At 50.9% G+C, this 13095-nt stretch carries 12 protein-coding genes; 4 read left to right on the top strand and 8 right to left on the bottom strand.

Annotated features, from left to right (window positions below; translation table 11 throughout):
• Positions 1–274 precede the first annotated feature (274 nt).
• Positions 275–2533, top strand: coding sequence for an EAL domain-containing protein (locus ABYA77_RS13445; protein ID WP_372966487.1), 2259 nt, complete (start codon positions 275–277; stop codon positions 2531–2533).
• 28 nt (positions 2534–2561) lie between these two features.
• On the opposite strand, the gene ABYA77_RS13440 is transcribed toward ABYA77_RS13445, so the two are convergent.
• Positions 2562–3617, bottom strand: a complete 1056-nt coding sequence (locus tag ABYA77_RS13440) for an alpha/beta hydrolase (protein WP_372966486.1) — start codon at positions 3615–3617, stop codon at positions 2562–2564.
• A 25-nt stretch (positions 3618–3642) separates the two neighbouring features.
• On the opposite strand from ABYA77_RS13440, the gene ABYA77_RS13435 reads away from it, so the two are divergent.
• Together ABYA77_RS13435 and thpR are read left to right on the top strand one after the other, a co-directional pair.
• Positions 3643–3768 (top strand): hypothetical protein, encoded by a 126-nt coding sequence (locus tag ABYA77_RS13435; RefSeq protein ID WP_372966485.1) that lies wholly within the window; start codon positions 3643–3645, stop codon positions 3766–3768.
• Positions 3769–3785: 17 nt separating this feature from the next.
• Positions 3786–4319: an RNA 2',3'-cyclic phosphodiesterase gene (thpR, locus tag ABYA77_RS13430; protein WP_372966484.1), complete on the top strand. Its 534-nt coding sequence runs from the start codon at positions 3786–3788 to the stop codon at positions 4317–4319.
• Positions 4320–4365: 46 nt separating this feature from the next.
• Here thpR and ABYA77_RS13425 read toward each other — a convergent pair whose 3' ends face one another.
• The 3 genes from ABYA77_RS13425 to ABYA77_RS13415 all read right to left on the bottom strand — a co-directional run bounded on the left by ABYA77_RS13425 (position 4366) and on the right by ABYA77_RS13415 (position 8418).
• A complete protein-coding gene (locus ABYA77_RS13425; RefSeq protein ID WP_372966483.1) occupies positions 4366–5211 on the bottom strand; it encodes a DUF6160 family protein in 846 nt (281 codons plus the stop codon).
• 114 nt (positions 5212–5325) lie between these two features.
• A complete protein-coding gene (locus tag ABYA77_RS13420) occupies positions 5326–7149 on the bottom strand; it encodes a choice-of-anchor D domain-containing protein (RefSeq protein ID WP_372966482.1) in 1824 nt (607 codons plus the stop codon).
• Between the two features lie 246 nt (positions 7150–7395).
• Positions 7396–8418, bottom strand: coding sequence for a helix-turn-helix domain-containing protein (locus ABYA77_RS13415; RefSeq protein ID WP_372966481.1), 1023 nt, complete (start codon positions 8416–8418; stop codon positions 7396–7398).
• 177 nt (positions 8419–8595) lie between these two features.
• On the opposite strand from ABYA77_RS13415, the gene ABYA77_RS13410 reads away from it, so the two are divergent.
• Positions 8596–9279 (top strand): class I SAM-dependent methyltransferase, encoded by a 684-nt coding sequence (locus ABYA77_RS13410; protein WP_372966480.1) that lies wholly within the window; start codon positions 8596–8598, stop codon positions 9277–9279.
• Here ABYA77_RS13410 and ABYA77_RS13405 read toward each other — a convergent pair.
• From ABYA77_RS13405 to ABYA77_RS13390, 4 genes are all read right to left on the bottom strand, one after another.
• The gene (locus ABYA77_RS13405) at positions 9257–10702 is read right to left on the bottom strand and encodes a phospholipase D-like domain-containing protein (protein WP_372966479.1); all 1446 of its coding nucleotides are present in this window, start codon (positions 10700–10702) and stop codon (positions 9257–9259) included. The genes ABYA77_RS13410 and ABYA77_RS13405 overlap by 23 nt on opposite strands.
• Positions 10703–10742: 40 nt before the next feature.
• Positions 10743–11489, bottom strand: a complete 747-nt coding sequence (locus tag ABYA77_RS13400) for a glutamine amidotransferase (RefSeq protein ID WP_372966478.1) — start codon at positions 11487–11489, stop codon at positions 10743–10745.
• Positions 11490–11525: 36 nt separating this feature from the next.
• Positions 11526–12251 carry a YebC/PmpR family DNA-binding transcriptional regulator gene (locus ABYA77_RS13395; protein WP_372966477.1) on the bottom strand — a complete coding sequence of 242 codons (726 nt, stop codon included), beginning with the start codon at positions 12249–12251 and terminating at the stop codon, positions 11526–11528.
• A 68-nt stretch (positions 12252–12319) separates the two neighbouring features.
• Positions 12320–12748 (bottom strand): SRPBCC family protein, encoded by a 429-nt coding sequence (locus tag ABYA77_RS13390; RefSeq protein ID WP_372966476.1) that lies wholly within the window; start codon positions 12746–12748, stop codon positions 12320–12322.
• Positions 12749–13095 lie beyond the last annotated feature (347 nt).

Below are 13095 nucleotides of genomic sequence, written 5' to 3'. Positions count from 1 at the left end.
CGCCCGAAAGTCTGGCGGATTATCGATGGTTTGATCGGCTTGATGATGCTGGCTATTGCGCTGCAGCTGGCTATAGTTGGTGTGACGTAATCCAAACAGTTTTTTTGATATTTTGCTGAGGAATGTTGTTTTTGGGCACAAGCTAAATGGTTAAATTGATAATTTCTCATGCTTGAAATTTAGGCCTATACTCGAATGCAAGGTAAGAGAATCTCTAAAATTATAATGACTTGCTGGCAGGGCTGATTTGACTATTTTTAATCGCAACTTATGGATGCTGTTTTGGTTTGTTGTCGCGATTGGTGTGCTTATACTTTTCTTTATCCTGACGAGCATGTGGGAATCGACGCTGCGTACTCAGGAGTCTCACCACCAATCCCGGGCTCAGTTGATCAGCCAATCGGTGACCAACGTGCTGCGTACCCATGAGTTGATTCTGGATGTTGCGGCTGCTGAGCTCGTGCGCTCAGATCTCATAAATCACACCCGTGAAGTCCCTCCTTTTCTTGATGACATTATGGATGCCAGCTCTGCTCTTGCCGGTTTTGGTATGGCGATGCCTGATGGCGAGCTGGTCAAAGTAACATCGTCGGTTGATATCCATCAGGCGCCCAATCTTCTGGAGCAAGAAGCTTCCAGAGATGGGTTTCAGCGTGCCCTGGAGTCAGACAGGCTTATTGTTGGCCGAACGTATTTCCTGGCGGCGGTAAATGCCTGGATTATTCCTGCCAGAAAAGCCGTCAGGAATGAAAATGGCGATGTCGTTGCGGTTATGTCTGCAGGCATTCGAGCCGATGGCGATACTGGCGTCTTTGGTAAAAACATGCATGTCGGCCCAGATGACTCCGTAGTGATTTATCGGGAGCACGATGGTTATCTTCAATTTATGTCCAAGGAGGGCAGTTCCCCGGAGATGTATACCTCAACCCATGAGGTGCCAGAGCCGCATGAGGTTGACTGGGTGGATGATATTGGTGCGGGCGAAAACATCCTGGAGGTGGTGAAGGCTCGTCCTGTTCCCAGTACTTATTACAGAGAGCGCGGGGGAGAAAACTATATTGGCGCTGCCTGGTATTCACCTGATTACGAGCTTTGGATTATTTCAGAATCGAACGATCGGGTCGTTTGGGCCGACTTTGTTAAACGTGGATCGATTCTGCTAGCGGTTTTCTCTGCCCTCGCAGTGCTGTTGTTCATCCTGGTTCTGCACATTGAACGTGCAGAAAAGGAGCGTCGGTCGGCTCTGATGTATCGGTCAAGGCATGATGATCTTACGTCGTTGTTGAACCGGGTTGGATTGATTGACCAGATCCAGGAGCTGGTGAAAGACGGCGAAAATTTCGGTGTTATTCTTCTGGATATTGATAATTTTAGTGGGATTAATGATCGTTTTGGTCAAGATCACGGGGATAAAGTACTGACGGAATTTGCCCGGTGCCTGGCGGAACTCGCTCGTGACCAGTATAGCGTTGCCAGGCTAGGGGGTAATGAATTTGCCGTGGTGAGTCCGGTACGGAATCCTTCAAAGCTGCTGGCATTGTGCAATGACTTGCTGAAGAGCCTTATCCGGGAAATTTCGAGCGGGCCCTTGCGGCTTCAGTTAGGGGTAACTCTGGGTGCCGCTGTCTCACCTGAGCACGGAGGCAGCTTTAACAGTATTATTCGTAGTGCGCATCTGGCTCTGTATCAAGCCAAGAAAGCCCGAAATGATGTCTGTCTTTATCGTAAAGACCTTGAGGCAGAGCATCTGCGCCGGGTGCATATTGAACAACGTCTTCGTGTAGCTATCAAAAACCAGGAATTGTTTATGGCGTATCAACCGCAACTGGATGATTCCGGGAGGGTTGTGGGTATGGAAGCTTTGGCTCGATGGAATGATGCGGAGTTAGGGTATGTACCACCCAATGAGTTTGTTGAAGTGGCAGAAGCTTGTGGTTTGATGATCGACCTGGGCAATTATGTGCTTGATCGGAGTCTGGCTGACTTTCGGGTAATTGTTGATCAGGTGCATGCTCCACTTGAGTTGTCAGTGAATATTTCTACCATGCAGTTTATTCAGCCCGGCTTCGGTGATTTTGTATTGGCGAAGTTGAAAAAACACAATGTGCACCCTCGTCAATTGACCCTGGAGATTACAGAAACCGTTTTTATTTCGGGTTTTGAGCAGGTGTTGCCTGTGCTGGAACAACTGCGGGGCGCAGGAATTAACTTGTCGATGGATGACTTCGGGACAGGCTACTCATCTTTAAGTTTGTTGCGAAAATTGCCCATTGATGAGTTGAAAATAGATAAGAGCTTTGTTGATAGCATCAATGATGACGAGCGCGCCAGAAATATGGTGGAGAGCATCATTGCGATTGGCCAGAATCACCGAATGCGGCTGGTGGCGGAAGGGGTAGAAGAGGCCGCACAGTTTAAAACGCTGATTGCTATGGGGTGTGGGCGTTTTCAGGGGTATTTGTTTAGCCGGCCGGTGCGAGCGGAAGAACTACTGACCGTAATTAATGAATGTAATGCCCGGGTCATTCATTGATCCCGGGCGCTTATTTCCGGAAACCTGATTATTTTTGTTTTGATTCAATACGTTTCAGAAACTGTTTAATATCTTCAAAGGCTTGATCAGCCTCTGGCAGCAGTGGTGTGAAGATATGCCAAACATGGACCATGTTTTGCCAGGTGTGCAACTCTACTATTGACCCTTCCGCGTTAGCTTTGGCTGCGTATCTGGCGGCATTATCCAGCAGCATTTCTGTCGTACTTGCATGAATGAGTGTGGGTGGCAGGTTGCTAAGGTTTCCCCGTAATGGGGAGGCTATCGGGTTAGTAGGCGAGATTCGAAAAGCTGCCAGAGTGCCCCACCAGAGAAGAGGCAGAGGGATTTTAGAGAGCCCTCCAAACACCGGGCCCAGAAGCGCGTCAGTTCGGATGTTGTTCCGGTTGCTGGGAGCTGTCAGGGTGAGGTCTGTGGATGGCGACAAGGCTACCGCTGCGTCTGGCTGGCGGATGCCATTATCCCGGACCCAGGCTATCAGCGACAGAGTATGACTGCCTCCTGCTGAATCTCCCGCTACCACCATAAAATCCGCTTTTTCTTTGCCATCCGGACCATTGCTGAGCAACCAGGTATAAGCTTGCCGGCAGTCACGAATGCCATCCATAAACCGGTGTTCTGGCATTAAACGGTAGTCCACTGCAAACACGGCTGCGTTGGCAATATGGGCGAAACGGTCTGTGATGGCGCGATGGCTTCGCGGGCTGCCGGCAGCCCAGGCCCCTCCGTGTATATAAAGTACTCGCCGGCGGGTATTTGCGCCCGGAGTGATGACCCACTCTCCTCGTGGATGATCGCAATGCCGAATTTCCGATTCGATTTCTGAATTTTCTCCTAAACTATCCAGATGATTGCGCAATGCCATTAACTTGGCTTTACCCTTCAAGCCCTTGGACGCCCGGCCCACCTCCTTGATGCGTTCGAGTACTTTATCTTGAGCGGGGTTTGGGGCAACTTCATTCACTGCCCAATTGCTGCCATCAAACTGAGAAAGGTCTTGAACGCGGAATAACAAAAAAGTGGCAGCAATGATCAGTACAACGATGGCGAGCAATATCCAGAGCATGATGTTTCCTCTTGGGGAGTCTCGTTTGAGTATAGTTATTATGCTGGAGTTATATCCGTATCATGGCAACTATTACATGTTGATGGTTCGGTTGCCCTTGGGCTGTCTGATGAAGCCTGTGCCACTTCAGGAAGTTCGGATGGCAAATTGATTGAAGAAGGTCTGCATATGCCCAAGGTTTTTTTCGGAATTGAAATTGCCCCGGAGATTAAGCAGCGCTTGCTGAAGGTGAGAGCGCCTGTCATGGGGGCTCATTGGCAGAATTCTGACCAGTTACACCTGACTTTAGCTTTTCTTGGAGAGGTTCCAGCAGCTAAAGTGACTGAATTGTGCCAGATCGCCAGCAGCGTGTCAGAGGCGCGATTTGAGCTTGAAGTGCGTCGCCTTGGTTGTTTCGGATCACCAGACCAGCCAAGGATCCTGTGGGCTGGTGTATCACCGGAATTGCCTGTCGCGGCTTTGCACAGACAACTGGCAGACAAGCTTGGGAAGGCTGGTTGTGCGATTGAACACCATAATTTCCGGCCTCACATTACGCTCAGTCGGTTCGGTCGTCCGGCTGGCTCTGTCAGGGATTTTATTCAAGCGGGTAGCGGTGCAGTGTTTGGCTGCATGATTGTTCGGGAGTTCGTGTTGTATGAAAGTACACAAGGGCCGACGGGTTCGGTTTATACAGTGTTGAGCAGATTTTCATTGAGGTAGCAAAAAGGCCCGGCAGAGCCGGGCTTTCAATACATACTGTACAGTCTTAGTGACCGTAGACTCGCATAGTGGTGTCTTGAACAACCAGGTTGTCCATCATTACAGAACCTATATTGGCGCCACCGACCAGAATTTCTCCAATTTTTATGTCGGCTGCAAAGGTGTTCAGGTCGATCGCCAGAGCGTCGCCAGTACCGTTCAGGCGGGTGCTTTTGTACACATCCATATCGATGAGCGCGCCAAGCGTCAGCACGTTTGCGTTACCGGGTCCAGAGCCGTCAAGTTTTTGCCCCATATAGTCTGCTCCGGTCATTTTGAAATCACGGATGCCTACACCCAGAAAGTCGATATCAACGTCCAGGTCAGAGATGCCAACCTGAGTTTTCAGGTTCAGTGTGTCGGTGGCAGTATCGATCCGGATACCAACTTTGGTGAATGCACCCACCATGTTGAAGTTACTGGCCAACAGGGTGGAGTCAGTAGCGCCCTGCAGAGACCATTCACCAGTGCTCAGTCCAAAGTCGATTGGCGCAGCTACAAGTGGTGAAACGTCGATGACGGCATCGCCGTCTGCTTCAACGTCAATAACAACTTTGATGTTGTCGATCAGGTCGCTGGTTTCGCCGAATAGTAAATCGCGGAAATCGGTGATTTCTTCGAAGATATCCGTACGATTAGCGCCACCGAATTTAATGTCCTTGATTGAAAGCGAACCTTCGTCGGTGTATTTGAATTCATCAATAGATAGCTTGGTTTCCAGCTCGATGGTTACGCCAGCTTGGCCGGTGATGTTGCCCATGTGCACATCGTCCATCGGTTTCAGGTCTGCCTGGGCTGCAAAAGGAAGCCCTGCAAAGGCTAGCATTAACGCGGATTTTTTCAGGCTGTTCATATCGTTATTCCTTTTATGGTCTTTTGTTGTTTTGGGTCTTCGGGTCGCAATGGTTGGTCGCAGCCGGGATTCCCTGCTGCGACCCTTTCCCGGCTACGCCGGATCTATTTGAACTTACTGCGGAGTCAGGTTCAGATTAATGGTGTTGCCTGGGCCAGACATGAACTTGTTCAGAAGGCCGGTCAGCAGACCACAGTTTTGCAGTGGTGGCAGATCGTAAACACCGGCTACATCTCCGCCGGTAGCTGGTGAGAAGTTAGAGCCCTCTGGAGTAGTGAGCTGAATATTTACCGGCTCACTCGTGCGGCACTCATGGCCACCACCTACACGTACAGGCAGACCAAACACCTTGATGGCAACTTTCGGAACTTTTACGTACAGAGGGGAATTTGCGGTCAGTTTACCGTTCACCAGGGCTCCGGTAGTCAGGCCGGCTTGCTCGAATTCTACGTTGGCCGCAGCGTTGATTTTGCTCCACAGAACCTTTATGGAAAAGTTACCTGATGTAGGCAGAACCTGAGTATCGGCTTCGAAGGTTCCAGAGGCCAGGTCAAGCATGGTCGCAATTGAACCTGTAAGAGGCAGCGTGCCACCCGTGCCTGCGATAAGCGTAGAGCCTTCCAGGCCCAGCAGTAGTTCAAGCTCAGCACCACCGGTTGGCTCTTCGAAAGCTTCTGCAGTAACAGGAATAGTGACTTCAGCGTTCTCCGTGTCGCTAGAACGAACAACCAGTGCCGCGTTACTCACGCCGACGGCCGCAGCAACGAAGTTCACGTCAACAGAACAGCTTGAGCCAGCTGCAATGGTGGTGCACTGGTTGGTCTGAGTGAAGTCGTTAGAATGGGTGCCGGTAAGCGTAATACTGTCGATCTGCAGCGCAGCATTACCCGTGTTGGTGATGGTTACCTGCTCAGACTTGCTCATGCCAACCTGAACGCGGCCCAGATTGACGGAACCTGGTGTTACGGATATTTCCGGACTAGGAGCCAGGGTTCCACGGCCGGAAAGTGCAACATCAATACTTGGCTTGTCTGCATCGGTAGACTCTATGGTCAGGGTCGCGCTGCGGGTACCGTCAGTGCTAGGGGCAAAGGTAACGTTTACGGCACAGGAAGTTTCCGGAGACAGAGCCGCACCACAGTTGTTGGTTTGGGTGAACAGGTGGGCATCAGGGCCGCTGATGCTGATGTTGTTAATGCCGAGTGCGGCACTGCCAGTGCTGATAACAGAAACAGATTGCTGGGCATTCAGGCCAGCCTGAACAGAGCCAAAGGCCAGCTCTTCTGTGTTAATGCTGATTCGTGGCGTTTCAACTTGTTCACCTGCAACGGTAAGAGTTACCAGTAAATTGTCCTGGTTGGGCAACTGTGTGCAAGAGGTCGTGATCTCACCGATAGGGGCAGGAGCAATATCGCCGTTAGCGGTACGGGCAACCAGATCAAGGGTTAGTTCGCCAATGCGGATTTCGGCTTGGCCAACGTCGTCGCTGGTGAACAGAACTTCGGTCGTGCTGCCTGCTGCAGGCACATTGAATTCACCGCTTTCTTCAGGGATGTTGGTTGCCGGTATATCCAGGTGAACCACTTGTTCAATGGAGCGGCCAGCTGCAGTGATTATACGGTTAACGTTGGTAGCTGTGCCTTCGAGAGTTTTCGATTGAACCAGCTTAAGACCTGTGCGCGCGTCATCATTCACAACGGTAATTGCGCTGACTGCAAATGCCGGGAGGGTATCACCTGCATTTACTGTGGCAGGAATATCTGCGCTGATTGTTGCGCGGATAGGCTGGTCGCCGATTAGCGGGAACGGACAGGTAAAGGCTAGTTCGGTTGAAACCGGTGCTGCGGCAACGTTAGCGCTGCCGGCGGCCATGAGTGCTGCGGTAGCAACGGCGGGGCCGAGCTTGTGAACACCGGGATATAGGTTGTTGAGTTTCATTCGTCGTCCTCTGTCTTGCGATCTTTGTTGTAATCAGGGACGCAGACATCACCGATAAGGGCACTTCTATCGGCCTTGCGCTGAATTTCTTAGTCATGGGTACTGAGCCCATGATTGCCTGTTTATTAGACGTGGAGAGGGCGTGTCGGTCATTGCTTGTGGCGGCACCGTTTTTGTCTAAAACGGTGGCATGATGGGGTTATTGTTTAAATCGTGAACGGCATCAAACTGAAAGGGTATCAGTGTTTACTTTTTGTTTCTGGCCTGACGCCGCACGTCACCGGGCGTGCTGCCAGTCCATGATCGATAGGCTTTAGTGAAGCTTGCCTGATCACTGAAGCCCAGCTTTTCTGAAATAGACTCCAGGGATACATTGGTGTCTTTCAGGTAAAGCGTGGCAAAATTTTCCCGGATTTCATTCCTCAGTTCCCGGAAGGATGTGCCTGCGCCGGCCAGGTGTTGGCGAAGTGTTCTTGGGCTTATATCCAACCTGCGTGCAATATTTTCTGTGGTACAGGGGCGCCCGGGCTGACTCATGATCAGTTCGCGTACCTGTTGAACCGTTTCATCTGCTTCCACATTTTTCTGTTGATGGGAGTGGCGGGTGCGGGCAACCAAAAATTCCAGGCTGGCATCGTCTTTACGAATGGGGGTGCCCTTCAGAGGAATGGTTACTTCGCTGACTTCTGCGTTAAAAATAAACTCGCACCCTGGTGCCAGTAGTTGCCAGTCTTCTTGACTGATGTAGCTCGGGAAATCGAACATGAAGGTGAAGTTACTGCACACCTGGCAAGAGACCCGGTAAATACTGCCCATGTAGATTTTGGCAAGGCCCGATTTCAGGTTGCCCACGTTCCATGTGTCTATCAGTTTTATACGGAAAGTTGAACCGGTGGATTCCAGTTCCATATCCATGAGCGGCAGTCCTACGCGTAAGTACTGCACGATCATGCTCACTAGTCGTCTGGGGTTGTCTTGCTCCAGCATTGCGAAGCCAAGGAGACCGTGACAGGGAAGATCAAGCTGCTTGCCGAACTCAAAAGCCGCACGTTCATCGGTCATTAACCAATCGGCTTGTTGCAGAAGACCGAGTACCTGAGTCATGGAAAGGCTGGCATCCGGGTTGTTCAGCAATTCGTCTGTAATGCCCGTTTGGGTCAGAATGGTGTGGCGTTTTACGCCGCGGCTTTCCATAAAGCGGACAAATCGGCGAGCGTAACGTGCCGAAATGATCGGCACCTCCAGTGCAAGGGGCGACAACATTTCCATAGGTATGTCTCTGAGGGCGTTCGTCATTAAACTACAGTTGTTATTATGTCAGCCTCGCTTGGCTGTTATTGGCGACAGTATATGCATCTGGATCTGTGGCCTTTATGGGCGCGGGTCACAAACTGACCGCATGGCCGGATATGACAAAACAAAATATTCAAAACGTGGGCGAGTTGTATGTATTCAGGCTCCAGTGAACTTGCACCCGGTGACGGTGTGACCATTTGTCCAGTTTGTGAGGCGGGTGAGTTGAGCCTGTTTCGTGAAGTCCGGGGTAAAATCTATCGGCGATGTGAGTGTTGTATGGCTACGGTTATGGATGAAGCGTGTCGGTTAAACGCGGATGAAGAGCTAGCGGTATACAGACTCCACGATAATGATTGGGAAGATGCTGGTTACCGCAGGTTTTTGTCAAAGCTGGCGACTCCCCTGATGGAGCAACTGTCAGCGGGTTCGGTTGGTCTTGATTATGGCTGTGGGCCGGGGCCAGCCCTGGCTCGAATGTTCGGTGAAGCGGGCTTCCCTGTTGCGCTGTACGATCCTTTTTTTTATCCGGAACTGTCTGTGCTTGAACGGTGCTATGACTTTATTACGTGTACGGAAGTGGTGGAGCACCTCCATAAGCCTGCAGAGGTGTTTGCCTGCTTAAACCGGCTTCTCAAGCCTGGGGGGATGCTCGGGGTTATGACGTGTTTTCAGACAGACGATGACCGTTTCGACAATTGGCACTATCGCCGTGACCCAACACACGTAGTGTTTTACCGTGAACAAACCTTTGCCTGGCTTGCGATGAAGTATGGTTGGCAGATGAGTGTGCCTTGTAAGGATGTTGTACTTTTCAGAAAGTTGAAAGGCCAGTAGCTTCCATTATCCGGTACTGCCAATATCTCAGCCGGGAACTGTCGGCCCACTCTGAATAGGGCAGGCTGAGGGGTAAACTGTCTTTTGTATTGCTTTTCCAGTGTTCATTAAAAAAGCGGATGGCTTTTTGCGCTATAGGGCTGTCGCCGGGAACGGTTAGCCAGATATCGGATTCAAGGTTCAGGTCGTCCAGATTACGACGGGTTAAATTGGCGGAGCCCAGAAGTATCTCTAAATGCCCGTCAGCACGAGTGTAGCTGATGAGCTTACTATGGCATTGTTCGCCATGGGTGTTGCACCAACGAATAGCTACCCCTGCCCGGCTCAATTCATTGGCAACCGGCCTATTGGGAATACCGTTCTTTTCGTGGCCGAAAGCGTCTTTATTTGCATCTAAAAGCAGGCGAATATTTACGCCCCGTTGTTGCGCGGCCTTTAGTGCGTTGATGGTAGAGCGGTGTGACAAGTAGAACATGGCAATATCTAGTGCTTCGTCAGCTTGGCTGCGTTCTATTATGTCCAACGCCTGATCACGAATGGCTGACTCAGTCAGAAGTTTAATCACGCCGGAGGTTTCTCTCTTTTGCGTTGGAGCGGCTTCCACCTGGTTGACCCAGTGGTCAAGAGTTTGAGTATCTGCACCAGACAGTGTTGCAACGGCTCGCTCACTTCTAAGGATATCTGCTACGGCTGGGCCACTGAAGGTCAGCCCAATGTTGCTGTGCCGACTGCTGCCGTCATGGGGGTTGGCCGATGTAATCAGGGCGCGAAACTCGTTGTTTTCATCGACAACCATCAGCTTTCGGTGGTTAGCTTTGAAATTCGGTAGGGTCAGATAACTGCGCAGGGTGGTTGGGGCTGTACCCAGGGCATTAGGTAGCCAGCCGCCGTCTGGATTGTTGCCAAGCCATTGACAACACAGGCGCCAAAACGCAGACCAGGTGGGATTACTATCCCGAAGAGGTTCCAGCCGGGTTACGACCAGTTCAATACCCGCGCTCTTTAATGCCTCAAAAACCGGTGAGTGGGTGCCTTCATAGAAAGTATTGATGGGGTCTGATATCACGACAATGTCGATATCGGGACTGGCGGTTTTCTTTTTGATCAGGGCCTGGGTCAGTTGATTTGCCAGGGGGCGCAGGCCTGCGTCTTTCGGGCCGACGCTGTTATACAGGAACATATCGATCAGGATGAATTGTTCAGCCTGGTTGATTAGCCTGATCACTTCGTCAAAAACTTCATGCTCAAGAACACTTCGGCCATCCGGGAAGTGTCTGGTGGTGTCAGTAAGCAGTTCAGGGCTATACAGCGATGCTTGGTTGCCTTGGTATCGAAGTCCTGCAGGCAAGGGCTTGTAAGAGTGCCAAAAGCCCAGACAAACCAGTATCAAGAGTAGAATAGTGGCGACTAGCTTCATTGTCATAGCGAATCCGGTCCGTCGAGATGTACTGAGCGAAGCTGGTTTACAGGCGCTGTTTTTTGATGATCCTGTCAGAGAAAAGCATAAGGAGCTTTGCCGCATCAGGTGCCGGCTTCACAGAGCTTAGCAGGCTATCCGGGTCGAGCCCCTCTGTTTCCAGTTCAGGTTGCTGAACCTTCAGATAGCTTTTCATTATCTGATCTGTGAATTCCGGATGGAACTGAACGCCCCAGGCATTCTCCCCAACACGAAAGGCCTGATGGGGCTCGAAAATTGATTCGCCCAGCAGCACGGCTCCTGGTGGGAGTTCCAGAACAGATTGTTTGTGAGTCAATTGAGCACAAAACTCTCGGGGGAGATTGCTGAATAGCGGATCGGATTCTGCGCTGTCGAACAGCCTGATCGTGTGAGTGCCGGTTTCTCGCCCCTTTGGGTGATAGCCTACTTTTCCGCCAAGGGCGTGAGCCAGAAGCTGGTGTCCATAACAGACACCCAGGGTAGGAATGCTGGCATCTACAGCCTCTTTCAGCCATTCACCGGCCTGTTCGCTCCAGGGCTCGCGGTCGCTGACCATCGCTGGCGAACCGGTAACCACTATGCCGTGCCAGTCTCCCGGTTGGCCGGGAGGTGGGGCCAGCGTTACATCAACTACTGTCAGGGTGAGTTGGCTGGACAGTCTCCGTACGAACCAAGTATCAAAATCCCCGAATTGATCCTTGATTTGTGGGTAGGTTGTTCCTGTTTTCAGAATAACCACTTTAGGGTTATTTGCCTTGCCTGAATCAGCCATGCTGCACCCCGTTTGACTCTTGAACCTGACGTAGAATTATTCCTGCGGTAATTCTGCGTTGTGGAAGACGTTCTGAACATCGTCCAGGTCGTTCAGCATATCCATGAACTTTTCAAACAATGGAATGTCGTCACCTTCCACTTTTGTCGTGGTTTTCGGCAGGAACTGGATTTCATCCACATCAAACTCAATTCCTTCGAAGGCCTCTTCCAGTGCTTGCTTGGCTTTGGCGTACTCAGTGTTGGGGGTGAAGACGGTGATTTTGCCATCCTCGTTCTCGATGTCAGTGACATCTACATCGGCTTCCATCAGCGCTTCAAGAACGGCTTCTTCGTCTTGGCCGGCGAAGACGAAAATGGCGCAATGATCGAACATGTGGGCTACAACCCCAGGGGTACCGATTTTGCACTTGGTCTTGGTGAATGCGAGCCGAACATCCCCAAACGTTCGATTAGGGTTGTCTGTCAGGCAGTCAACAATGACCATGCAGTTGCCCGGGCCGTAGCCTTCATAACGCGCGGTGGAATAGTCTTCACCTGCGCCGCCCTTGGCTTTTTCAATGGCTTTTTCGATGACGTGAGTGGGAACCTGGTCTTTTTTAGCGCGTTCAATCAGCCCACGCAGTGACAGGTTTGCCTTGGGATCTACGCCGCCAGACTTGGCCGACATGTACAGTTCCCGGCCGTATTTGCTGTAAACCTTGGTTTTTGCCGCAGCCGTTTTGGCCATGGATTCTTTGCGGTTCTGGTAGGCTCTGCCCATCTTTAGTGCCCCTCGATTGCTGTAAAGAGCGTGATTTTACTGAACCTGAGAGGAATACAACAGCTTTGTTATGCCAGTTTAGGAACTTGCTGAATTCCTCGGCGTAACCTGAACTCAAGTGCGGAGCAAATTATCTTGCCGGAAAACGGAACAATATCCTCAAAACTGATGGTGTATTGCACGCGCGTTTGGCCATCTTTTGTATCGCTGAACCGGATGCGGCCTATGTGGTTTTTGATGGGGCTGAGGCTTGTAATGGAGTATTCAATGAGGGTGTAGGGTTCAAATTCGAGTACGGTTTCTTCAAGGCTAAAAGGGCCAATGCCGACTTTTCGAACTGAGCCTACGCCATTTGGGTCAGCCTGGTCACTGTCTTTAACGCGTTTAACCGGGGCGCCAATCATATTACCGAAACGGTAGTGGTCTGCGAACAGGGCAAAAACCTTGTTGCGGGGGACGCTAAATGTTTCGTTAATCTTGATTGTATAAACGGCCATGCTGTTGCTCTTATTGTTGAGGATTGGCTTAAGGGTAACGGTTCACAGTGTCCAACAAAAGTCATAGGCCTGAGCTGGCGTAAGGTTGGCCTCGGAAACCACACTGGTTATAATCCGGGTTGCTCAGGATGAGTCGGAATTAAAATCATATAAACTTCAGGGATCGAAGTCATGCCCCAGGCAAGCGGATTGCAGTTCACCGCCCGTATTGGTGAATTCCCCTCGAATCACTTTGTCGTTGCCAGCTTTGTACTCACCGAAGGTCTGTCTCAGCTTTCTCATGGCCATTTGAAACTGGCCAGTACCGACCCGGACGTGCAAGCCTCAGATATTCTGGAACAACCGGT

The sequence above is a fragment of the Marinobacter sp. genome, from assembly GCF_041595835.1.
Lineage (GTDB): Bacteria > Pseudomonadota > Gammaproteobacteria > Pseudomonadales > Oleiphilaceae > Marinobacter.
The sequence above is the reverse complement of the archived record's forward strand: the minus strand, read 5'-3'. Positions and strand labels throughout refer to the sequence as shown.

Bases quoted from the DNA above. Each gene is read 5' to 3' on its own strand.
- ABYA77_RS13390 (WP_372966476.1), bottom strand. From the start codon at position 12,748: ATGGCCGTTTATACAATCAAGATTAACGAAACATTTAGCGTCCCCCGC.
- ABYA77_RS13410 (WP_372966480.1), top strand. From the start codon at position 8,596: ATGTATTCAGGCTCCAGTGAACTTGCACCCGGTGACGGTGTGACCATT.
- ABYA77_RS13395 (WP_372966477.1), bottom strand. From the start codon at position 12,251: ATGGGCAGAGCCTACCAGAACCGCAAAGAATCCATGGCCAAAACGGCT.
- ABYA77_RS13440 (WP_372966486.1), bottom strand. From the start codon at position 3,617: ATGCTCTGGATATTGCTCGCCATCGTTGTACTGATCATTGCTGCCACT.
- ABYA77_RS13405 (WP_372966479.1), bottom strand. From the start codon at position 10,702: ATGACAATGAAGCTAGTCGCCACTATTCTACTCTTGATACTGGTTTGT.
- ABYA77_RS13415 (WP_372966481.1), bottom strand. From the start codon at position 8,418: ATGGAAATGTTGTCGCCCCTTGCACTGGAGGTGCCGATCATTTCGGCA.
- ABYA77_RS13445 (WP_372966487.1), top strand. From the start codon at position 275: ATGCTGTTTTGGTTTGTTGTCGCGATTGGTGTGCTTATACTTTTCTTT.
- thpR (WP_372966484.1), top strand. From the start codon at position 3,786: ATGCCCAAGGTTTTTTTCGGAATTGAAATTGCCCCGGAGATTAAGCAG.
- ABYA77_RS13420 (WP_372966482.1), bottom strand. From the start codon at position 7,149: ATGAAACTCAACAACCTATATCCCGGTGTTCACAAGCTCGGCCCCGCC.
- ABYA77_RS13425 (WP_372966483.1), bottom strand. From the start codon at position 5,211: ATGAACAGCCTGAAAAAATCCGCGTTAATGCTAGCCTTTGCAGGGCTT.
- ABYA77_RS13400 (WP_372966478.1), bottom strand. From the start codon at position 11,489: ATGGCTGATTCAGGCAAGGCAAATAACCCTAAAGTGGTTATTCTGAAA.